Genomic DNA, 21,922 nt, shown 5'->3' with positions numbered 1-21,922 from the left:
AAATTAAAAAGCTAGGGCAGAGTGGTGTATTACCAAATCTTTTGCCGAAGCTTATTTTTAATCCTGAAATGGTATGGCATAAAGGATATACCGATCAGGAGCATTTCCAATATAATGAAAGGGATAACAGGTTGTCACTGTGAGCATTTCTTCTTCGTATTCATCGGGTCTGATCACAGAAAGATCATCTTCTGGAACAATTTCTGAATCTTGAATTATATATTCAAATGAACCATAGGGCATTTCAACAATAAAGCGATCGCCAATTTCTAATTCGCCAAATTGGCGGAATACGGTATCGCGATGCCCGGATAACACGATTTGGCTTTCCTGTCCAGGGTAAGAGGTTCCTGGATAATGACCAACCCCGCGATCAAGATCTTCCTCATCAACTCCCGCTATAATGGGTAGTTCCTTGTCTAGAGAAGGGATTTTTAGAATGCCAATGACATCCCCTTGGTCTGCTTGGAAGTCAACAGTCTCTATTTCATCTGCCTGTGAAGCTGGTTGCTTTTGACTGGATGAGGTAATTCGCTCTTTTGCTTCTTGAATTGCATTGGCTTGTAATCGATCTGCTTGCCAAATTTGCCAAACGCTAAAGAAAATTAAAACGCCGCCTCCTACAATAAGCAAGAGAGGAAGGATTTTTTTCATCTAACAATCTTCCTTTACATTTGAAATGGTAAAAAAAGTAAGTACGGCTTGCCAGAATGATAGGTAGTTATGTATATTATACATGTTTATCGTTTCAATGTGAATCAAGAAAAGAAGTGGTACACTAGAGAGGAAAAGGACTCGAAAGTGTTCATTTCCGTAATCGTTTCCAGTTAGATCAGGGAGGTCTGTTTCTCTTGCCAAAAAACTATGGAGAGTTTGCTGGGAAGAAGATCTAAAGATGATTAGATACGCTGTCTATCCTATAAATTTGTTAGACACGAATTTCAATTATATATAGAAGGGTTTGAGAGATAATGAGTAAGAGAGTAGCAGCTTTTGGAGAAGCCATGATGCGATTACAAGTACCAAACTACGAATTATTAACCCAAGCAAACACCCTACAGTATTCCTTTTCAGGTACAGGTGTAAATATTGCAGCAGCACTGGCGCGTATGGGTCATAAAGGATATCTTATTTCTACCTTACCAGAAAATGCATTAGGAGATGCCGCATTTAGTTATATTAGGAAATTAGGTATTGAGACTGATTTTGTCCAGCAGCATGGTCCTTATATCGGCATGTATTTTTTAGAAGATGGTTTTGGAAGTCGTTCGAGTCGTGTGACCTATTCAAATCGACAGGAAAGCAGTTTTAACACAGCTCCAGAATCCCTTTATTCATTTAAGGAAATAGCTGGCTCGATTGATCTTGTCCATTTTTGTGGTATTACTTTAGCTATGAACGATGAAGTGCGCACCCAGATGAAGAGGTTAGCTAGAGAGGTAAAAGCAATGGGAGGAACGGTTGTATTTGACTGTAATTATCGTCCGTCACTATGGGGCGATAATGGGTATGAAATAGCAAAGCCTCATTATGAAGAAATGTTGGAACTAGCAGATATGGTGATGATGAATGAAAAAGATGCCATGCTGACACTTGGTATGGAGACCAATCAGCAGGACCGTCAAACTCAATTAGAGGAGTTGATCCCAAAGGTGGCGCAGAAGTATGATATCTCAATGATTGCTGGAACCCATCGGCATATTCATGATCATCAGCTTCATACTCTGAAAGGCTTTCTATACAAGAATGAACAGTTTACCTATTCAAAATTCCTTCAATTCGCAGTATTAGATCGAATTGGGGCAGGGGATGCTTTTACAAGCGGAGTGATCCACGGTATGCTCCAAAATGAGTCCCATCAGTGGATCGTTGACTATGCTGTTACCGCTGCTAAGTTAGCCCATACTATTGTGGGGGATACCCCTTTATCTACGGAACGAGAGATTATGCAGGCAATGAGTCATGGGGTGGTTGATGTGGAAAGGTAATGATAAGTTACGTCAAAACCCATCAAGATGCAATGATCAACTGAAAAGGGAGGGAAAGTCCTCTCTTTTCAGCTGTCTGGGACATTTGAATGGTAGTTTATTTCAAGGAAAATCAAAATTTCAGTCTTCAATCACTTAGTTTGTTTAACCTGATCTTCATTGAGTAGTATGTTATAGGCCCAGTTTACTTTTTCATCCGATGGTGTTTCTACACCCTTTAGTTTATATTCGATGCCCATTGCCTCATATTTATAAACGCCTAATTGATGGTAAGGGAGGATTTCAATTTTCTCAACATTGTTTAAGCTATGAATGAAAGTGGACAACCGTCGCAAATCATCTTCATTATCTGTCCAGCCGGGTACAAGAACGTGGCGAACCCAAATTGGTTTATGCTTTTCCTCCAAATAATGAGCAAAATCAAGAATATGTTGATTGGATACACTGGTTAATGTTTTATGTTTTTGTGGGTCGATTTGCTTTAAATCTAGTAATACAAGATCTGTTACTTCCATTAGAGCATCTAGTGATCGTATAAATCTTTCTTTTCTCGTAAAGCAGCCTCCTGAACTATCGATACATGTATGGATCCCGAGCTTTTTACATTCGGTAAATAACTCTGTGATGAACTCTGTGTGCAACAGCGGTTCGCCCCCACTTACTGTCACCCCGCCATTGGAGGCTTGTAGAAAGGGGAGATAGCTACGTATGTCCTTCATTAACTCGTCTATGGAGATTTCTTTCCCTTCTCCTCTGCCAAAGGCCCATGTATCTGGGTTATGACAGTATAAGCATCGTAATAAACAGCCTTGTGTAAAAATGACATATCGTAAACCAGGACCATCGACTGTCCCGCAAGACTCTACAGAGTGAATCCTTGATTGCATTTTCATCCTTCTAACCCCCTCTTCAGTAAAATCGAAAATAGATCTGTCACTTCTTGGATGCATAGGCGTGACAGACATTGTCTTCCTAATCTAATGCCCACACTTTTGTTCTGGTTTGGAACTATAAAATTTTTGGTTTGTCGATAAGTAGCTTATCTTGCAGTTGGTGTCTAGCTCCAGGCGCCCTCGGCTCGAGGCTCGCAGGAGCGAGTCCATCGGCGTTGCGACGTACAGGATGTACTAGTGCAGACGAAGCGACAGGACGTCGCAGTTTGAGTCTGCCGCCAGGACGTGGCGACCTTAGCCGATGTTCCACGAAATAACCTGAGCCAATGAAAGGCAAAGAACGCCTTTCTTTGTCTCAGAACATTTGCTTGTAGCCGATAGGCGGGCGCCTTGCGCTTTTCTTGTTGTTAAGGAAACTATAAAATTCTTGGCTTGTGGATAACTGTTTACGTTGCGGCTTGACATCCAGCTCCAGCGCCCAGCGACTAGCAAACTTTCGGTTTCTTCCTACGATAAGTCAACATCCATTCGCTTTCCAAGCTCATGGTGTATCCTTTATCTCGTCAGAACCCTAAAAAGTTTGTACGTCGCTAAACGGGCGCTTGCGCTTTTGTTTCATCCAGCTCCAGCGCCTAGCCCCTCGAGGTCAAATAACCCTGAACCTATGAAGGGAAAAAGCCCCTTCCTAGGTTCAGGAACATTTGCTTGTCGGGGCTGATCAAGGCGCTTGCGCTTTTGTTCTTACATCGTTTCATGGAAGGTGCGGTTAATGACGTCGATTTGCTGTTCTCGTGTTAATTTTATGAAGTTCACCGCATATCCAGATACCCGAATCGTTAATTGCGGATATTCTTCAGGATGCTCCATTGCGTCTAGTAATGTATCTCTGTTGAAGACATTAATATTTAAGTGATGACCTTTCTTCACCATGTACCCATCCAGAATGGCGGCAAGGTTTGTATTTCTTACTTTCTCTTCCTTTCCCAGAGCTTTTGGAACGATGGAGAAAGTATTAGAAATGCCATCAAGGGCATAGTCATAAGGTATTTTAGCAACAGAGCTAAGAGAAGCAAGAGCGCCTTTCTTGTCTCTTCCATGTAGTGGATTTGCCCCTGGCGCAAATGGTTCCCCTTTACGTCTACCATCTGGCGTATTTCCAGTTTTCTTGCCGTATACAACATTAGACGTAATCGTTAGTACGGATAAAGTTGGAGTCGCTCCACGGTACGCTTGATGCTTTTGGAACTTGTTCATAAATGCCTTAACAACTTCAACGGCAATTTCATCGACACGATCATCATTATTTCCATATTTAGGGAAATCACCTTCAATATCAAAATCAACGACAAGGCCATTTTCATCACGAATCGTTTTTACCTTGGCAAATTTGATGGCACTTAAAGAGTCGGCTACAACCGATAATCCCGCAATCCCTCCGGCCATTGTTCTTAAGATATGTCGATCATGCAAGGCCATTTCAATCCGTTCATAGCTATATTTATCATGCATGTAATGAATTACATTCAATGCGTTCATATACAGCTTTGCGAGCCAATCCATCATTTGATCAAACTTCTCCATGACTTCGTCAAATTCCAGATATTCCGTTGTAATCGGAGCGAATTCAGGACCAACCTGAAGATTTTTCAGTTCATCTCTTCCGCCATTGATAGCGTAGAGCAATGCTTTAGCTAAGTTTGCACGTGCTCCGAAAAATTGCATTTGTTTTCCAATTCGCATCGCTGATACACAACAAGCAATCCCGTAATCGTCACCGTAATGTTCCCTCATAATATCGTCGTTTTCATATTGAATAGAACTTGTTTTAATGGACATCTGGGCACAGTAATCTTTAAATGCCTCAGGAAGTTTTGGTGACCATAAAACCGTTAAGTTCGGTTCAGGAGCTGGGCCAAGATTTTCTAAAGTATGCAAGAAGCGAAATGAATTTTTTGTTACCAATGGTACGCCATCAAGGTTAATTCCGCCAATTGATTCTGTTACCCATGTTGGGTCCCCGCTAAATAACTCATTATAATCAGGTGTTCTTGCAAATTTTACAAGTCGTAGTTTCATCACAAAGTGATCAACAAGCTCCTGGGCTTCTCTTTCACTCATTGTTCCATTCCGTAAATCTCTTTCAATATAAATATCAAGAAATGTAGAGACACGTCCTAAACTCATGGCAGCACCATTTTGTTCCTTAATTGCAGCCAAATAGGCAAAATATAACCATTGGAAAGCCTCACGTGCATCTTGAGCCGGTTTGGAAATATCAAAGCCATAGCTTTGGGCAAGTTCTTTTAATTCATGCAGAGCTCTAATTTGTTCGGCCATTTCCTCTCGCTCACGAATGATTTCTTCTGTCATTGTGCCGTCATTAAGCATTAAATCCTTTTGTTTCTCCTGGATGAGGAAATCGACACCATAAAGGGCAACCCTTCGATAATCCCCAATAATCCTCCCACGTCCATATGCATCTGGAAGCCCTGTGATAATGCCCGCTTTTCTAGCCATTCTCATTTCAGGCGTATAAACATCAAAGACACCTTGATTATGGGTCTTTCTATACATTGTAAAAGTATCATGGACTTCGTCTGCCACCTTGTAGCCGTATGCTTCAGCAGCTGCTTCCGCCATGCGAATGCCGCCATAAGGCTGGAGAGAACGTTTAAAGGGCTGATCTGTTTGAACACCTACTACCTTTTCTAAGTCTTTGTTTAAATAACCAGCTCCATGAGAGGTGATGGTTGAAACAATTTCGGTATCCATATCCAGAACGCCGCCATTGTCTCTTTCTTGTTTGCTTAGGTCCATAACTTGGTCCCACAGCGTTTCTGTTTCCTTTGTCGGTCCCTCTAAAAAATCACCACCGCCCTCATATAAATTAAAATTAAGCATAATAAAATTCCGAACATCTACTTCTGATTGCCAAGATCCTTCTATAAAATTTTTCCACTGGTTCATAAAAAGCCCCCCCAATAAAATTAATTGTGAATAGTTGAGCAATGTATAATAAGGATTTTGTGAAACATTGAGCAATAAATAAGTTGTTTGTGAAAAACTGATCAATGTTCAATTTAAATATAACATATTTTGGCGTTAAAAGGGAGGGAATTATCAACTTTATTTGGAAAAAGTATCATATGCTATAAATTTTTTGAAATTTATACACATATGAAATATTAAGAGTGGAGTAGCAACAATAAAAAATAATAATAAAATGGCTAAAAACTGTTTACTAATTCTTAAATAAGTACTATAATGTTTTAAAAGTTGCATAGAGGAAACTTAAATTACCCTAGTAAATTAATATAGATATATACAATATAGTTAGGAGTGGGAAATTGTGAGTAGAGAAATATCTGTGAATAATCTAAATGTCTCCTATGCAGATAAAGAAGTGATTAAAAATGTAAGTTTTTCTTTTCATACAGGGAAATTAATTGGAATTATTGGCCCAAATGGAGCTGGAAAATCAACCTTAATGAAGGCCGCATTAGGACTTATTTCAAAGGATTCCGGTACTATTACCTTTGAGGGAAAATCATTAGAGGCTGTAAGGAAAAAAATTGCATACGTACCACAACGTTCAAATATTGATTGGGACTTTCCCATAATTGTTCAAGATACAGTCCTTCTTGGCACATATCCAAAGCTGGGTATATTTCATCGGCCATCCAAAAGGGAAAAGCAGTGGGCAAAGAAATGCCTTGAGAAGGTGGGAATGGAGGATTTTGCCAAACGCCAAATTGGTGAGTTATCCGGTGGACAACAGCAGCGTGTATTTCTTGCCCGAGCACTTGCTCAAGAAGCAGAATACTTCTTTTTAGATGAACCATTTGTAGGAATTGACGTTTCTAGTGAAAAAGTAATCATTGATATTTTAAAAGAATTGAAGAAGGCAGGGAAAACCATCTTTGTTGTCCATCATGATTTAGGAAAGGTGGAAGATTACTTTGATGACTTAATTTTGCTTAATGGGGAACTAGTTGGCGCCGGACCTGTTAAAGAAGTGTTTTGTAACGAGAAAATTCAACAGGCATATCAAACTCCGCATATGCTTTTTACAGGTTTGGAGGTAGGGGTTTAATGGAATTTATATCTGATTTAATGAATTATGCGTTTCTACAAAAGGCTTTTGTTACTTCAATTATCGTTGGCATTATTTGTGGAGTGATCGGTAGCTTTATTGTACTAAGGGGGATGGCTTTAATGGGAGATGCCATTTCTCATGCGGTGTTGCCAGGTGTAGCCATTTCTTACATTTTAGGTATTAACTATTTCTATGGTGCGGTCGTTATTGGAATATTGACATCACTTGGAATTGGGGCGATTAGCCAAAATAGTCGGATTAAAAATGATTCGGCAATAGGGATTGTCTTTTCTGCTGCATTTGCTTTGGGAATTATTATGATTACTTTAGCAAAAAGTGCAACAGATTTAACACAAATCTTGTTTGGAAATATTCTTGCTGTAAGATCCTCCGATATGTGGCTTACAATTATTATTGGGGCCATTGTCGTTTTAACGGTGATTGTTTTTTATAAGGAATTACTTGTTACAAGTTTTGATGAGACGATGGCAGCAGCATATGGCTTGAAAACGCGAATGATTCATTATGGCATCATGGTTTTGTTAACACTTGTTACGGTTGCATCATTACAGACGGTTGGTGTTATTTTAGTTGTTTCGATGTTGATCACACCGGCATCAAGTGCCTATCTGTTAACAAATCGGATGTCGACTATGATTTGGCTAGCATCACTCTTTGGAGCGATTTCTGCGGTGTTAGGTCTTTACATCAGTTTTGAGCATAATCTCCCTTCTGGACCAGTTATTGCTCTAGTAGCGACGATCATCTTTCTATTAGTATTTATTTTTTCGCCAAAACAAGGAATACTGTGGAACACGTTTCGGAAATATAAGCGGCGTACAGCCATGAACGAATAATGACGTGGGATTGATGTAGCAGTTGTTTTATGTATAAATCATAAAATTCGAAAAAGACAAGATGACAGAGATAAAGGAGAAATGTTTAAAATGAAAAAGGTTTTTTTAGGAACAATCCTGTTGAGTATGGCAATCTTTTTACTTAGTGCTTGTGGAGGTCAGGAGAAGAATGCCAGCAAAAAGGAGGATAAGCTTCAAGTGGTCACGTCCTTTACAATCATTGCTGATATGGCAAGAGAAATTGGCGGCGATGATATTGATATTCATAACCTTGTCCCAACTGGCACCGATCCACATGAATATGAACCTTTACCAGAGGATATTAAAAAAGCGACTGATGCAAATGTTCTCTTCTATAATGGATTAAATTTGGAAGGTGGTAAAGATGGTTGGTTCTTTAAGATGGTTGATTCCGTTGGACAGAAGGAGGAAAATATTTACAGTTTAACAGAACGAGTGGAACCAATGTATCTTGCTGGGGAGGACGGAAAAGATGAAGAAATCAATCCACACGCATTTATTGATCCAGCTGTTGGTATTTTAATGGCTGAAGATATGCGAGATGCGCTTATGGAGGCAGATCCCGATCGTAAAGATGATTATAAGGAGAGAGGAGACAATTATGTAGAAAGACTGAAGGAGATCAATCAAGAGTATGAAGAGAAGCTTGGTGGTCTGCCTGAAGAAGACAAGACACTTGTGACCAGTGAACGAGCATTTCAATATATGGCGGATCATTTTGGATTAAAAGAAGCCTTTATTTGGGAAATTGATACGGAGGAGAATGGGTCACCAGAACAAATTAAGAATTTAGTTTCCTATATAAAAGAACACGAAGTGCCTACTTTGTTTGTAGAATCTAATGTAGATACACGGCCAATGGAAACTGTTTCTTCTGAGACCGGTGTCCCAATTTATGAAAAGCCTATTTATTCGGATGAGATCGGAGAGCCTGGTGAAGAAGTGGATACGTATATGAAATATCTGGATTATAATATTCAAATCTTGACTGATGGCTTAACAAGATAACTATCACCGCAAGGGTGAAAATATTACGAATTAATTATAATATCGAGTAGATCTTGATGCTCTAAAATAATTGAATAAAAAGGAATGTCCATAAGTCCTTGATAACGAAAGAGACTGGATCAAAAAGTTATTAGTTCGACTTTTTCTTGTAAGAAAGTATAAAATTCATCTTAGAATTAAATTGGAACTGAATTCAGGTGTTATCTAGCTAGAAGCCATGTGGACGTGGCGATCTTAGCCGATATTCTATACGAAATAACCTGAACTAATGAAGGTAAAGAGCGCCTTTCATTAGTTCAGGTTATTTGCTTGTCGCCGATAGGGCGCGTATTGGGAATTATATGATGTTCCCGCCGTTTTATAATAGCAATTCTAGATGACCATTGAATGGTCATCTATTGCGTAACAGTAAATCTATGTAATTCAACTTATTTAGAGTGGTTCACACTTTTCATATTTTCCACTTCTTCTGTCCCCAAAAGAAATTTTTCAATCTCTTTTGATAAAATATGATGGTTCTTATCAAAATAATCTTCGCCATTAAAATAAATCGCGTGTTTCTCTGCAATGGGGGAAGTTGAATACAAGATAAAAGTGAATGCTTGTGATTGCGGGTCTTCTTCCTGATAAACAAGGGTATTATCTGTTTGATTTGATTGTAAGATAGCGATTAATGTTTGTAATTCCTCACTTTGCTCAATTAACTTTTTAAAAAGAAACTGATTGTAATCAACCTCTTCATAAACCTCTATTTTTCTAAACGATGGCGGATCCCCTTGTTCCAGTATACGTTTATCTGGCACGTACCCTTCCTTCACATAGATCTTAAATCCATTAATGTTATTCGAATCCTTAACCGCGATCAGATGAGAATGATTAATAACGGAGTATAATTTCGTTCCTGCTTTTAAATAGGCTGCATCACCATTTTTAGGAGTGTATTTTGTGTTTTTAACATGGTCTTTTAACTTTTTCTTAATTTCCCCAATTGGCTCCCCAATAAAATTGGGATCTGAAATTTCAACATACTGAGTTGCTAGATATTGATTACCTTGAAATTCTAGAAAGTCTGTCCACTCAATATTTGTCTCAGAGCATCCCGCTAATAAGATGAGGATTGTGAATATAAACCATTTCTTCTTCATAGGCAATTCTCCTCCTATTATATAGACGTTTATTTTAAATAAATGTTTCAGATAAATGGAAAAAAACTGCACTTTTTTTTATGACCAGTTATGTATGACTTTTATTTGAACGTTGAGACTATAGATAGGAGGATGAATACAACATGAATAATGTCGCATCTTTTTCAGAGAAAAAGCGAGAAAAGCAGTTAACGTATGAAAGGAAGTTATTACGCAATCTTTCAATAGATGAATTAAAGAAAAGTGTTCTTCACCATATAAAAACAGTTGGAGTAGGGATGTTTGGTGACGATGGGGTTGAAGACGCATGTTTTGACATTGCTATTGAGGCATACTTAAACGGCGGCGAATACAGTCGTTTTGTTCTTTATGGAGAAACACTGGAGATGATTAGCGGTCGATGTGGAGAAGACCGAGTACATTTTATGAACACCTTATACAACTTCTGGCTTTATTGGGATTATGGACAAAAGCTTATCGAAGAAAAGTCTACCTATGCTGCTTGTGAACAGTTTATTAATGAGTGGTGGAGGAGAGGCTTTCAGCAAGGGGAACAGCGCTACAAACTTCGCCTACATTGAGGTTCTAAAAGAGATTCTTGTCCCATAAATTAAAAAAGAGGATGTTCAAAAAGTCCGGTAAAAAATGACACTTCGAGATAAAAGATCTTCGACTAAGTACCGACACGTCCTGTGGACAACACGGAAGTCAGTACTTCCTGTACAAGTCGGCTGCTCGAAACTACGCCGCCTCGAACTTTCGGCGTACAGGATGTACTAGTGTCAGCGTTGCTGACAGGACGTCAGCGTCTTTAGCCGACTTGGTCTTTTTTATCCTCCTTTTTGAACTTACATTAGGAGAAAGTATAAAGGGGTTTTGGGGATGAGAAAAAGTGTAAAAGTGGCCTTTTTTTTTATCGGAGCTGCTGTATTGTTTCTCTTATTGCAATATAAGTTTATACCAAAGGATTCCTTTAATGCTTGGAGCTTACCTTTATCAGGGAAGATTATTTATTTAGATCCAGGCCATGGGGGTCCAGATGGGGGAGCAGGAGATTCTGAAGCATTAGAAAAGGATATTGCATTAGATGTTTCGCTGAAACTGCGTGATTATCTTCAAGAACAGGGTGCTTTAGTATTAATGACAAGGGAAACAGACAATGACTTAGCTGGTAGTGGGGTAAAGGGGTATAGCAGGAGAAAAACAGAAGATCTGCATCAAAGAGTGAAGCTGGTGAATGAGTCAAAGGCAGATCTCGTCATTAGCATTCATCTGAATGCTATTCCGTCACCACGCTGGAGTGGTGCCCAGACATTTTATACGCCGCATTACGCGGCAAATAAACGAGCTGCGACTTTTATCCAAGCTGAATTAGTTGAGACTTTAGAAAATACAGACAGGAAAGCAAAGATCATTGAGAATGTATATTTATTAAAAAAATCTAAAAAGCCAAGTGCATTAGTGGAAATTGGTTTTTTGTCCAATCCAACAGAACGAGAAAATTTACTTTTAGATACCTATCAGGATAAAGTTGCTTTTTCAATCTACAAAGGTATCACCCGCTATTTTACAGAGGAGCCATCCCTTGAATCAGACATGTAATTATCGAAGTTCATATGCACCTTTCTTTCCGTTATTTTCCTCTCAAGCGTATAACAATCTGATCAAAGTGAAGTATGTTATACTGAGAGTAGAAAGCGAATCCACAAAAAGGAAGGTGCCAATTTTGGTTACGAAAGAGCAAGCTATTGAGATACTGAATAAAATGGAAGATCCATTACTACATAAAACGCTTAAAGAGACAAATGGGATTCTTGAGGTGAAAATCAAAGAAGAAAAATCTCATATTAGTGTAAAAGTTGCGCTTGCCAAGACAGGAACGCCTGAACAATTACAATTCCAAATGAAAATTGTGGAGGCTTTGAAAGAAGCAGGTGCAGAAAGTGTTGGCATTCGTTTTGACCAACTAACCGAAGAAGAATTGGACAAGCATCGGGCTGCTGGGGCGATTCCAGGAGAAGAACCTGGAGGGTTATTAGCTCCCAATAGTTCTACAACCTTTATTGCAATCGCGAGCGGGAAAGGCGGAGTTGGGAAGTCAACTGTTTCCGTTAATTTAGCGGTTGCTTTAGCACGTCTCGGGAAAAAAGTCGGTTTAATTGATGCGGATATTTATGGCTTTAGTGTCCCAGATATGATGGGAATCGAAGACCGTCCGAAATTACAGGGAGATCGAATATTACCTGTTGATCGCTTTGGGGTCAAAGTCATTTCGATGGCCTTCTTCGTAGAAGACAATGCGCCTGTCATCTGGCGTGGACCTATGTTAGGAAAGATGTTAAATAACTTTTTTACCGAGGTGGAATGGGGAGACCTTGATTATCTACTATTAGATTTACCACCTGGAACCGGCGATATGGCTTTGGATGTGCACACAATTTTACCAAGCTGTAAGGAGATCATTGTGACAACTCCACATCCTACTGCTGCTTTTGTTGCCGCTAGAGCTGGTGCTATGGCTTTAAAGACAAACCATGAAATTCTTGGCGTGATTGAAAACATGGCCTATTTCGAAAGTAAGGTGACTGGAGAAAAGGAATATGTCTTTGGTAAAGGTGGAGGGGATAAGCTGGCTGAGGAATTGCAAACCGAGCTTATTGGCAGACTTCCTTTACAGCAGCCTGATTGGAATGAGGAAGAGTTTGCTCCATCGGTCTATGCTCAAGATCACCGAATTGGTAAGATTTATCATGAAGTAGCTGAAAAAGTGGCGGACCTTTTAGAGGAACGTTGAATTGCCTATTTTTAAATCGAGCCCCTGACGTCCTTCATAAAAGGATGATTAGGGGCTTCATGTTTGAGCTTGGAAAAAGGATGCCAGTTTAGTTAGGTGTCTTCCTTTTTACTGTCGTTCCCTTCTTCTCCCGCTTTTTTCGCTTCCTTCTGTAAAATATCTTCAATTTTGGCTTTATATAAAGGACTTTCTAATGTTTCTGAAATGACCTGTTGTAAATGTTCACGAAACTCCTTACTTTTAACGACTGTGGCATATTCCTTTTGTAACTCAGGATCTTTAAGAACATCAATAAATAGTTGTTGATACTGTGGATCCTTCATTAAGTCTGTAAGTAACTTTTCATGCTCTGTCTTCAAACTTTTGGCCATTGCCTCAGCAAATTTGGGGTCTTGAAAGGCTTTTTTCCAAAAGTCCTCCGCTTTCTTGGAAGTCAATGCCTGTTCAATAGAACTCTTGACAATATCTTCATTCATAATCAATTGTTGCTTTATATCTTCATCACTAATAATTTCTTGGATGGCTTTTTTTCCGTCATCTGTTTTTAATATGTCTACAATCATTTTTTTCGTTTGATCGTAGTCCAGTTTTTCATTCCCTCCATCGGCTCCACCACAGGATGCTAATAAAAAAACAGATAGTATGAGGAGCAGAAAGACTCTTGTTTTCATGAGTGAGGAACGCTCCTTTCGTGAATGTAAAACGGTAAATGGATCCCCATTTTCCCTTACCTTTAATATGGTGGTTTGTGAAGATTTTATGCACAATCTGTTCAAACATAGCTTTTTTGCGCGAAGACTGATAAAATCGGTGTGATAAGGATATGTTATGGAGGATTAAACAGTGACGATACGCAACCTGATTAAATTTTTATTTAACTCCCTTTTACTGGGAGGTATTATAACAGGAATTTTAGGGTTTTTAATTCGCTGGAATGAATTTCAGCCATATTTCACTGAGGTGAAAATCGGTGCCATTTTATCTACATTTATTTGGCTAGTTGGTGTTGGCTTAATCTTTGCTGTTGTAAGCCAAGTCGGCTTTTTTGCTTATTTATTTATTCATCAATTTGGATTAGGTATTTTTCGGTCTATTTCATTATGGAATGCTGTCCAACTTGTACTGATTGTATTTGTTTTATTTGATCTTATTTATTTTCGCTTTCAGGCTTTTGCTGGAGCAGGGGAGAGTATTCTGCCCTATGTGGGATTGGCCATCTTTCTCCTAATAGCCGCATTAATTGTTGCGTACTTTAAAGCAAAAACGACCAACCGTGCAACTTTTGTGTCAGCGCTCTTCTTTATGGTCGTTGTTACGATTTTAGAATGGCTCCCAGTATTACGAGTGAATGAAGTCAGTTGGGTATATTTAATGATTTTTCCGTTGATTGCCTGTAATGCTTATCTCATTCTAATGTTGCCTAAATACAATAAATTATCAGCTGAAGAACGGGAAAGAAAGTCATCTCAGAAAAACAGTGTAAAAACTGAACATAAGAAACAAACACAAAAAGCGAGTCGCTAATCGACTCGCTTTTTGTGTTTAATAGGCGTCTTGCGGTTCTGGTTATGAGATAAGAAAGCATAGCTGGGTATAGGTGTTGTCTAACTCCAGGAGCCATCGGCGTTGCGACGTACAGGATGTACTGGTGCAGACGAAGCGACAGGACGTTGCGAACTTAGCCGATGTTCCGCTTAATACCCCTGAGCCAATAAAAGTCAAAGCCGGACTTTTCTTGTCTCAGAACATTTGCTTGTCGGAAGGCAACAGGATGTTGGTCAGAATGGTGTTGCGCCAGGACGTCGCGCACTTAGCCTTTCGTCTTACAGCAAGGCGCTTTGCGCTTTTCTTATGGAACGAGCTTTGTTTTGACATTGCCATTGGTAATTAGGACGGAGAGATTAACTAAATCGTCTTTTTCTTTTAAGATCGATAAGATTTCAGGTAAGGCATCGGCAGTTTGTGTTGCTGCATCTGAAGCGTGCATCAGGACGATATCTCCTTTTTTTGCCTTTTTTACATTCTCAATGATTTCCTTTGTACCGGGGTTTTTCCAGTCTTGTGAATTTACGCTCCAGTGTACGACTGTTAATTCCAGTTGCTCAGCTATTTTCAGTGTGCGCTCATCAAAATGACCTGTTGGGGAACGGAGAAGTGTTACTTCTTTAATCTCCTGTTTTTTTAAAATTTCGATGGACTTTAACATATCTCTTCTCACATCTTCGTCATCTAGTTCGGTGTAATCCTCATACGCGTAACCAAGGCTTCCGATTTCGTAGCCTAATTCAACAATTCGCTTAACCGTGTCGGGGTGTTTCTCTGCCCATGCCCCTGATAAAAAGAAGGTGGCAGAACGTATCTCTTTCTTTTCTAATACGTCCAGTATTGGCTCAGCTTGTACATCTCCCCAACCAATATTAAAGGTTAAACCAATCCCTTTATCGCCCTTGTATATCGCCTTTGGCCCGTCCTTTGTGCTAAATACAGGAATATATAAAGAGGATTGGGAGAAAAATAATACAGCTGTAAAAAATGAGATTAAGACAATAAACATTCCTTGCTTTACTTTTCGACCATTGACTGCTAAAAAGAAATTCATCTTCTTTCCTCCCTCATGCCCGTCCATTATCTAATCTATGCATGAGAAGTCGGTAGATATGATTATAAAAAGTGATGAATGGAAAAAATAAAAAGGGTTGAAAAAAGTGAAAAATTGGTTATAATAGAAGTTGTCTATTGAATAAGCTATATTCCGCAGTAGCTCAGTGGTAGAGCTATCGGCTGTTAACCGATCGGTCGTAGGTTCGAATCCTACCTGCGGAGCCATGCTTCCATAGCTCAGTTGGTAGAGTGCATCCATGGTAAGGATGAGGTCACCGGTTCAAGCCCGGTTGGAAGCTTATTATATAAACATTGATTTGAAGCGATTCTTGGGGTGCTAGGGATTGCTTTTTTTGTTTGGAATTTTGCCTTTAGCCGACAAATTGCTGGCAGATTATTATATAGAATCGGGGCGATCACACTTACGCCCCGAATGGATTATAAAATCGACTCCCGTCATGAAAAGTAATCACTAGTGAAAGAACAAACGCAATTCCTACCAATATAAGAGTGATATAATCAATCCGTTTAAAGGGGCGAGCGCTGTACCAAGAGCGCTTTTTGTTTTTTCCAAAACCACGAAGCTCCATTGCATTGCTGATGGTTTCGATGCGATCCAGACTGGATAGAATTAACGGTATGACAATGGATGCGATGTTTTTGACACGTTTTCCTAATTTTTCTTTGCGCGACATGTCGATTCCACGGGCTTGTTGGTTGATGGAAATGTTGTGAAAGTCACGCTGGATGTCAGGGATATAGCGTAAGGCTAACGCCACGGCATATGAAATCCGATAACTGACGCCGATTTTATTCAATGAAGCTGCGAATTCACTTGGATTTGTTGTGACGATAAACAAGATGGCCACAGGAATAATTGTAAAATATTTAATTGTAATATTGAATTGATAAAATAGCTGCTCCCACGTTACGTTATATCGTCCAACTAGTTCAAACCATACATGGCTTGTCCCGTAAATTTTAACCCCTTCTTGTGGTGAAAAAATATAGATGGCAATATTATTCAGTAGTAAAAAAGCCAAGATAAAAATCAATATAAAAGAGATTTCGCGAATTTTCACCTGTGACGCAATAAAAATCGCGATACTTGCTATCAATAAAAATAACAATACTCGTGTATCGTACGTCAGCATGGCTGCGGTCGACCAGAGAATGAAACAGATGAGTTTTGTGACACCCGTCAGCCGGTGAATAGGAGAGGGACGATCGATATATCCAAGCATTTCTACTGCCATGTTTTTCGAACCTCCTTATCGAAGGTAATAAATCTTCCAACGAATTCTCTTGGTTCATGAATTCCCGCTTTAACAGCGAGATCGAATAATGAAGTTTCCTTCAGATTTGCCTTTTTGATTATTTCTCGGTCTGTAAGAATATTCGTCGAAGTGTCATCTGCGATCTTTTCTCCATCCGCAATGACAATCGCACGAGGTGTGTACTCAAGCATTAAATGCATATCATGTGTGATGATTAAAATGGTGACACCTTGTTCATTTAGTTCCATTAAAAACTCCATGATTTCTGTATAGTGTTTGAAGTCCTGACCTGCGGTTGGCTCATCTAAGATTAGGAGTTCGGGTTCCAACACCAATATAGAAGCGATCGTGACACGCTTCTTTTGCCCAAAGCTGAGAGCAGAAATCGGCCAGTTGCGAAAGGGATAGAGTCCACATATTCGCAAAGTTTTTTCAACACGTTCCTTGATTTCATCTTCAGGTACACCACGTAAAACTAATCCTAATGAGACCTCTTCAAAAATCAGATGCTTTGAAATCATTTGGTTTGGATTTTGCATGACAAGTCCTATTCGCTCGGCACGTTCTTTAATCGTATCATTCGTAATATCTTTACCTTGAAAAAGAATTTGGCCGGAATTCGGTTTTATAAATCCACAAATAAGGCTGGCCAGGGTTGATTTTCCCGCCCCGTTTTTCCCCGCAATACTGATCATTTCACCTTCATCAATGGAAAAGGCTACATGACGAATCGTTTCCCGGATGGGTGAATAACGGAAACAGATATCATCTAGTTCTAAAATGGTCTCCGTCTTCGTTTTTTCTTTAGGAGGATGGGTTGCCTTGAACCATGTGAGCAGCTTGTCCTTGTCAACGGTGAATGTATTGATATGGGATGGCCTGGTTTCTGCGGTTACTTCAGACCCAGCATATTTGGCCGCTTTTACATAAAGTGGTTCGCGAATATTGCATTCTTCTAGAATGGAAGAAGCGAGTAGTTCATCAGGAGTTGAATCAGCTACAATTTTCCCTTCGTTGACGACGATAATTCGATCGACATGACAATCAAGGACATCTTCAAGACGATGTTCAATGATGATGACGGTAGTATCTGTTTCCTTTTGTATCCTGTCGATGAGTTGAATCGCATGTTTTCCGGTAGCCGGATCCAGATTGGCGAGTGGTTCGTCAAATAGCAAAATATCAACATCATCTACCATAATTCCAGCAAGGGATACACGTTGTTTCTGACCCCCTGACAATTGATGGAGCGAAGACTGTAAATAACGATCCATATCGACCATTTTGGAAACATCTTTTACAATAGAGACCATTTCATTTTGCTCACGGACATCATTTTCAAGAGCGAATGCAATATCCTCGCCAACTGTCAGCCCGATGAATTGCCCATCAGGGTCTTGTAAAACAGTTCCGACCATTTTGGATAATGTAAAAATATCGAGGTTATTCGTTTCTTGCCCCATTATTTTCAAATTTCCGCTCATGTCCCCTTTATAGGAAAAGGGAACTAACCCATTGAGACAATGACCAATCGTACTTTTTCCTGAACCTGAAGGACCAACAATCAATACTTTTTCCCCTTCATAAATCGTTAAATTGATATCATGGAGGGTGGGATCAACTTGAGTGCGATATTTAAAATTAAACTGTTCGAATTGAATAACGGGCTTTTTCATTTTGATCTCCTTAAATACATCCAAAATGAGGAAATCGAGTTGCGATTTCCTCTCTCTTTATACATTCTTTTTTAAGATTCCACTTTCAGGCTACCGCTCTTCACCCTTGTTTTAGCATAAGCTGCTAGTAGGATCGTACCAAGAACAGCAACCGTTACTATATTCGCAAGACCAGCGACAATTCCTTGTGTCCATACTTTGTTGGCTGGTTCTGCATAAATCAGTATATCGAGCGTAGGGGCAATAAGACCCCATCCAACAATTTGGGCAATGGCTTGAATAATATTAAAAGAAATGATTTTCTTTTTGCCAAATTCTCCTGATTCAATATTGATTCGTTTTGCAGCTAATCCAATTGTTAAGCCAACAAAAGCAGAAACAATGACCCAACTCCACCAAATATTACCATACGTGAGTGAATCCTGTAAGGCGTGCCCGATCAATCCAATTAGGCTTCCCGCAATAGGACCGAAAACAACCGCCATTAAAGCTAAAAATGCATACGCTGTATTGATCGATGTATTCGGGATTCCTGTTGGGATGGAAGCAAAGCGTCCTAAAATAGCAAAAACGGCCGCTCCTATCCCAATCGCTACGATTGTTTTAATCGCTAATTGTTTCCCCATTTTTCCTTCTCCTCCTCCACTTTCTTGCTCCTATTATCCCTGATTATATATGACTTTTGACACCTTGCGTAGTGAAATTTTCCAATTTGCTCCTGTTTCGATATGATATGCTTTGGCGAATGACCCTTGGTTGATGGCTATTCCAAGATTATCGAGTGAATTTACATATATTAATGGTTCACCTAAATGGCTATCCGCAAAAGAACGCCCATATGTCATGATGTTTTTGTACACTTGACGAGTATCGTTTTGAATCGTCACTTCGAAATTATCTCCATATTCGATGCCTAATTGCAGGAAGAGTTTCCGGCTAATATTGGTCCATAGATTGCCAAAACGAATATCAAGAATATCAATATTTCCAGTGACTGAGGTTTCATCAATAGATGGCTCATATTTTCGGAGTCCAATGATTGAATCCACTGGAACTTCTGGACCAACTTCCTCAAGGGAAATAACACCAGAGGCAAGTCTCGCTCCTGTATAGGCATAGACATCCCTTCCGTGAAATGTATACGATTCCCCAGATTTTGGTAGGCGATTGATGGTCTCATCAATTATTCTTACTTCAACAATCCCAGTTGTATCTTTTATATGGGTTAAGGTTCCGTTATCAGGAGTGACGATGTATTGACCTTCAGTGGTTTTTGCAACAACGCTGCGGCGGTCTGAGCCAACTCCTGGATCGACAACCGATACGAAGACCGTTCCTTCCGGCCAATATGTGATGGTTTGGTAGAGACGGTATGATGCCTCCCATATATTATATTGCGGAATGTCATGAGTTAGGTCAAAGATTCTAAGTGTCGAATCGACTGAAGTCGCCACACCGTACATAGCACTGACGGCACCATCACTTAAACCAAAATCTGTTTGAATCACTAAACTGTTTGTCATTGTAAATTCCTCCATCTGAATAAAAATGTTTTAGAAAAGCAAAAAACCACGCCCGTATCTTTATGAAAAGATAAGGACGTGGTTAAATTTCACGTGGTACCACCTTAATTCACTGTTTGCTCACACAAAACAGTCTCTGCAAGTACTGGAGCCCAAATACAATCATGGCTCGAAATACTGTGGTATTGATAACGAGTACCAAATCTCGTCGGCACCTATTAATCCATAAGGACGTTCAGCTCGCAACTCAGAGGCCATTGTTCAGATCGTGATTTTTGCTTCTTTTCAGCTACCGAAGCTCTCTGTGTAAAACCCGTAATCCTACTTCTTCTCTTCATCGTCTTTTTAAAAAAAGTTAAGTATGTTTGATTGAAATTGATTATAAACATAAGAAATAAAAAATGCAAGAGGGAAAGTGAAAAATATTTCAGTTAAAGACTGATGAAGTAGGGAAGCAATCCCGGATATAATCAGTCGCTTACTTTATTTCACATTTCCATAATACGGACCAACACCATTCTGTCCCCTCATTTCTAGCAGTTGGGAAACGGTCACGAATTGGTATCCTTGGGATTCCAACCAGTCCAATAGCTGAGGGAGGGCGTCAGCGGTTGATGGATGGATGTCATGCATAAGCACAATGGCACCAGATGTGATTGCTTTTTGAATTTCGCTGATCACTGCGTTGGCATTCTTGCTCTGCCAATCGAGTGAATCGACCGACCATTGAATGAGTGTGTCACCTTGATTGGCGACATCATTGATCACTGCATTGTTGTATGCCCCGTAAGGTGGACGGACGAAATAGGGACGAATACCTGTTGCCTGTTCAATACTGTCAGCGGATTGGCCGATTTCGTTACGGATGCTTTCTGGATCAAGCTTTGATAAGTCGGCATGATCCACGGTGTGATTGCCTATTTCATGACCAGCTGCCGCAACTTGCTGAGCTGTTTCGGGATGAGCTTCGACCTGGTTGCCAATCATGAAAAAGGTTGCCTTGGCATCATGCTGTGCCAGCGTTTCTAGAACCCTTGGTGTTACCTCAGCGCTTGGTCCATCATCGAATGTTAGGGCCACATACTTGCCGTCACTATTATGAGCGGGCGAATTTTTTTGTTGTTTTGCTCTTTCTTCCGCTTTCCGTTTCTCCTGCTCTTTGCGCTGCTCTTCCTCTTTACGTACTCGTTCTTTTTCCGCTTCAATGGCGTCATTCATTTCTTGTTTTTGTTCAGCCGACATATTGACAATCTTGGAAATATCGTCGGTGAAATTCAGGTATAATTTTTCGTTTGGGATAGGTGCTTTCAAAGCTGAAGAATCATTATCATCATCGATATATAACGTGAATGCCTTCTTGTTAATGGTCCAGTTCCAAGCAGACGAATCATTGAAAAAACGATCCAGCGCTTCGTCACTTACAGGGGAGTCCTGTAGAGAAGCTTTCATCTGTTCACGAAGTGTTTTCATTGTCGCATCATCCATTTTTAGAATATCATCTAACTTCAGCTCTCGCTCCTGCTTGACATCAATGTTAAACACCTTTGTTTCGGTACGCTGATCAGACTCCTCCCGGGTGAAGATGAAGTTGTACGAATCGCTGGCTATTTGTTCAGTCTTTACACTGATCTTGAGGGAAGGAGCTTCTTTTTTGTTATCATCTGATGTGTCTGCGAATTTGTCTATAAAACTATCTTTTTGGCTATCAATCCAATCCTGTAAAATGTCGTTAATATCCGTGCTTTTTGTAGATGGTCGCTGAATCCGTATGTGATAATCATCATTTATCTCCATTTCGAGTCCCAAGCTGATGTCGGGATACTTACTGGGTAACTTATCTTTTAATTGTATATCTGTTTGCCGATCGGGTAGTTTTGCAATAGTTTGCGTTTGGCCACTTGCCAAATGGCTTATTCCAGTTAAAAACAACCCCATAATAGCAAGAATAACTAGCCAACCCAACGGTTTAATTCTTCTTAACATTTTGACGCCCCCATTATGTATCTATCAATCTCTCTTTTTTATTCTTAAATTCAACGTTAT

General features: G+C 39.7%; 19 protein-coding genes, 2 tRNA genes and 1 other annotated feature. Of the genes, 10 read left to right on the top strand and 11 right to left on the bottom strand.

The genetic code is table 11. The features are described 5' to 3' along the window. Positions 1-57 precede the first annotated feature (57 nt). Complete coding sequence (locus IPU53_RS14400; protein WP_207451712.1) at positions 58-654, bottom strand: class D sortase; 597 nt, start codon at positions 652-654, stop codon at positions 58-60. Between the two features lie 317 nt (positions 655-971). Here IPU53_RS14400 and IPU53_RS14395 point away from each other — a divergent pair, with 317 nt between their 5' ends. Then, complete coding sequence (locus tag IPU53_RS14395) at positions 972-1,988, top strand: sugar kinase (protein WP_207451711.1); 1,017 nt, start codon at positions 972-974, stop codon at positions 1,986-1,988. A 131-nt stretch (positions 1,989-2,119) separates the two neighbouring features. Here IPU53_RS14395 and pflA read toward each other — a convergent pair whose 3' ends face one another. Then, on the bottom strand, positions 2,120-2,881 hold the full coding sequence (gene pflA, locus IPU53_RS14390; RefSeq protein WP_207451710.1) for a pyruvate formate-lyase-activating protein: 762 nt from the start codon (positions 2,879-2,881) through the stop codon (positions 2,120-2,122). A 741-nt stretch (positions 2,882-3,622) separates the two neighbouring features. After that, positions 3,623-5,848: a formate C-acetyltransferase gene (gene pflB / locus IPU53_RS14385; protein WP_207451709.1), complete on the bottom strand. Its 2,226-nt coding sequence runs from the start codon at positions 5,846-5,848 to the stop codon at positions 3,623-3,625. Positions 5,849-6,230: 382 nt separating this feature from the next. On the opposite strand from pflB, the gene IPU53_RS14380 reads away from it, so the two are divergent. From IPU53_RS14380 to IPU53_RS14370, 3 genes are all read left to right on the top strand, one after another. Continuing rightward, positions 6,231-6,974, top strand: a complete 744-nt coding sequence (locus IPU53_RS14380) for a metal ABC transporter ATP-binding protein (RefSeq protein WP_207451708.1) — start codon at positions 6,231-6,233, stop codon at positions 6,972-6,974. Beyond that, a complete protein-coding gene (locus tag IPU53_RS14375; protein WP_207451707.1) occupies positions 6,974-7,834 on the top strand; it encodes a metal ABC transporter permease in 861 nt (286 codons plus the stop codon). Before IPU53_RS14380 ends, IPU53_RS14375 begins: the two co-directional genes overlap by 1 nt. 90 nt (positions 7,835-7,924) lie before the next feature. Then, entirely contained in the window at positions 7,925-8,863 is a 939-nt protein-coding gene (locus IPU53_RS14370) for a metal ABC transporter solute-binding protein, Zn/Mn family (protein ID WP_207451706.1), read from the top strand. 428 nt (positions 8,864-9,291) lie between these two features. On the opposite strand, the gene IPU53_RS14365 is transcribed toward IPU53_RS14370, so the two are convergent. Beyond that, a complete protein-coding gene (locus IPU53_RS14365) occupies positions 9,292-10,008 on the bottom strand; it encodes a hypothetical protein (protein ID WP_207451705.1) in 717 nt (238 codons plus the stop codon). 143 nt (positions 10,009-10,151) lie between these two features. On the opposite strand from IPU53_RS14365, the gene IPU53_RS14360 reads away from it, so the two are divergent. The 3 genes from IPU53_RS14360 (at position 10,152) to IPU53_RS14350 (ending at position 12,802) form a co-directional block, all read left to right on the top strand. Beyond that, positions 10,152-10,589, top strand: a complete 438-nt coding sequence (locus IPU53_RS14360) for a DUF2521 family protein (RefSeq protein WP_207451704.1) — start codon at positions 10,152-10,154, stop codon at positions 10,587-10,589. A gap of 301 nt (positions 10,590-10,890) precedes the next feature. Continuing rightward, positions 10,891-11,610: an N-acetylmuramoyl-L-alanine amidase CwlD gene (gene cwlD / locus IPU53_RS14355; RefSeq protein WP_207451703.1), complete on the top strand. Its 720-nt coding sequence runs from the start codon at positions 10,891-10,893 to the stop codon at positions 11,608-11,610. 124 nt (positions 11,611-11,734) lie between these two features. Next, a complete protein-coding gene (locus IPU53_RS14350) occupies positions 11,735-12,802 on the top strand; it encodes an Mrp/NBP35 family ATP-binding protein (protein WP_207451702.1) in 1,068 nt (355 codons plus the stop codon). A gap of 92 nt (positions 12,803-12,894) precedes the next feature. Here IPU53_RS14350 and gerD read toward each other — a convergent pair whose 3' ends face one another. Beyond that, on the bottom strand, positions 12,895-13,473 hold the full coding sequence (gene gerD, locus IPU53_RS14345; RefSeq protein WP_207451701.1) for a spore germination lipoprotein GerD: 579 nt from the start codon (positions 13,471-13,473) through the stop codon (positions 12,895-12,897). Positions 13,474-13,645: 172 nt separating this feature from the next. Between gerD and IPU53_RS14340 the strand changes: the two genes are divergently transcribed. Further along, positions 13,646-14,326, top strand: a complete 681-nt coding sequence (locus IPU53_RS14340) for a KinB-signaling pathway activation protein (protein WP_207451700.1) — start codon at positions 13,646-13,648, stop codon at positions 14,324-14,326. A 325-nt stretch (positions 14,327-14,651) separates the two neighbouring features. Here the strand turns inward: IPU53_RS14340 and IPU53_RS14335 are convergent, their stop codons facing one another. Continuing rightward, positions 14,652-15,401 (bottom strand): polysaccharide deacetylase family protein, encoded by a 750-nt coding sequence (locus tag IPU53_RS14335; protein WP_207451699.1) that lies wholly within the window; start codon positions 15,399-15,401, stop codon positions 14,652-14,654. 152 nt (positions 15,402-15,553) lie between these two features. Between IPU53_RS14335 and IPU53_RS14330 the strand changes: the two genes are divergently transcribed. Together IPU53_RS14330 and IPU53_RS14325 are read left to right on the top strand one after the other, a co-directional pair. Next, a tRNA-Asn gene (locus IPU53_RS14330) sits at positions 15,554-15,628 on the top strand. Between the two features lies 1 nt (position 15,629). Continuing rightward, positions 15,630-15,702 (top strand) — tRNA-Thr (locus IPU53_RS14325). 123 nt (positions 15,703-15,825) lie between these two features. Here IPU53_RS14325 and IPU53_RS14320 read toward each other — a convergent pair. The 5 genes from IPU53_RS14320 to IPU53_RS14300 all read right to left on the bottom strand — a co-directional run bounded on the left by IPU53_RS14320 (position 15,826) and on the right by IPU53_RS14300 (position 21,862). Beyond that, entirely contained in the window at positions 15,826-16,659 is an 834-nt protein-coding gene (locus tag IPU53_RS14320; RefSeq protein ID WP_207451698.1) for an energy-coupling factor transporter transmembrane component T family protein, read from the bottom strand. Next, the gene (locus tag IPU53_RS14315) at positions 16,650-18,356 is read right to left on the bottom strand and encodes an ABC transporter ATP-binding protein (RefSeq protein WP_207451697.1); all 1,707 of its coding nucleotides are present in this window, start codon (positions 18,354-18,356) and stop codon (positions 16,650-16,652) included. Before IPU53_RS14315 ends, IPU53_RS14320 begins: the two co-directional genes overlap by 10 nt. Positions 18,357-18,427: 71 nt before the next feature. Then, positions 18,428-18,982: an ECF-type riboflavin transporter substrate-binding protein gene (locus tag IPU53_RS14310; RefSeq protein WP_207451696.1), complete on the bottom strand. Its 555-nt coding sequence runs from the start codon at positions 18,980-18,982 to the stop codon at positions 18,428-18,430. Positions 18,983-19,015: 33 nt separating this feature from the next. After that, a complete protein-coding gene (locus IPU53_RS14305; RefSeq protein ID WP_207451695.1) occupies positions 19,016-19,879 on the bottom strand; it encodes an SAM hydrolase/SAM-dependent halogenase family protein in 864 nt (287 codons plus the stop codon). 69 nt (positions 19,880-19,948) lie between these two features. Further along, positions 19,949-20,226 (bottom strand) — a binding site (T-box leader). Positions 20,227-20,362: 136 nt separating this feature from the next. After that, positions 20,363-21,862 (bottom strand): polysaccharide deacetylase family protein, encoded by a 1,500-nt coding sequence (locus IPU53_RS14300; RefSeq protein ID WP_207451694.1) that lies wholly within the window; start codon positions 21,860-21,862, stop codon positions 20,363-20,365. Between the last annotated feature and the right edge of the window lie 60 nt (positions 21,863-21,922).

The sequence above is a fragment of the Bacillus sp. SD088 genome (assembly GCF_017355205.1).
GTDB lineage: Bacteria > Bacillota > Bacilli > Bacillales > Bacillaceae_C > Lederbergia.
This window is presented reverse-complemented; position numbering and strand designations above follow the sequence as displayed.

Bases quoted from the DNA above. Each gene is read 5' to 3' on its own strand.
- IPU53_RS14400 (WP_207451712.1), bottom strand. From the start codon at position 654: ATGAAAAAAATCCTTCCTCTCTTGCTTATTGTAGGAGGCGGCGTTTTA.
- IPU53_RS14395 (WP_207451711.1), top strand. From the start codon at position 972: ATGAGTAAGAGAGTAGCAGCTTTTGGAGAAGCCATGATGCGATTACAA.
- pflA (WP_207451710.1), bottom strand. From the start codon at position 2,881: ATGAAAATGCAATCAAGGATTCACTCTGTAGAGTCTTGCGGGACAGTC.
- pflB (WP_207451709.1), bottom strand. From the start codon at position 5,848: ATGAACCAGTGGAAAAATTTTATAGAAGGATCTTGGCAATCAGAAGTA.
- IPU53_RS14375 (WP_207451707.1), top strand. From the start codon at position 6,974: ATGGAATTTATATCTGATTTAATGAATTATGCGTTTCTACAAAAGGCT.
- IPU53_RS14370 (WP_207451706.1), top strand. From the start codon at position 7,925: ATGAAAAAGGTTTTTTTAGGAACAATCCTGTTGAGTATGGCAATCTTT.
- IPU53_RS14365 (WP_207451705.1), bottom strand. From the start codon at position 10,008: ATGAAGAAGAAATGGTTTATATTCACAATCCTCATCTTATTAGCGGGA.
- IPU53_RS14360 (WP_207451704.1), top strand. From the start codon at position 10,152: ATGAATAATGTCGCATCTTTTTCAGAGAAAAAGCGAGAAAAGCAGTTA.
- cwlD (WP_207451703.1), top strand. From the start codon at position 10,891: ATGAGAAAAAGTGTAAAAGTGGCCTTTTTTTTTATCGGAGCTGCTGTA.
- gerD (WP_207451701.1), bottom strand. From the start codon at position 13,473: ATGAAAACAAGAGTCTTTCTGCTCCTCATACTATCTGTTTTTTTATTA.
- IPU53_RS14335 (WP_207451699.1), bottom strand. From the start codon at position 15,401: ATGAATTTCTTTTTAGCAGTCAATGGTCGAAAAGTAAAGCAAGGAATG.
- IPU53_RS14320 (WP_207451698.1), bottom strand. From the start codon at position 16,659: ATGGCAGTAGAAATGCTTGGATATATCGATCGTCCCTCTCCTATTCAC.
- IPU53_RS14315 (WP_207451697.1), bottom strand. From the start codon at position 18,356: ATGAAAAAGCCCGTTATTCAATTCGAACAGTTTAATTTTAAATATCGC.
- IPU53_RS14310 (WP_207451696.1), bottom strand. From the start codon at position 18,982: ATGGGGAAACAATTAGCGATTAAAACAATCGTAGCGATTGGGATAGGA.
- IPU53_RS14305 (WP_207451695.1), bottom strand. From the start codon at position 19,879: ATGACAAACAGTTTAGTGATTCAAACAGATTTTGGTTTAAGTGATGGT.
- IPU53_RS14300 (WP_207451694.1), bottom strand. From the start codon at position 21,862: ATGTTAAGAAGAATTAAACCGTTGGGTTGGCTAGTTATTCTTGCTATT.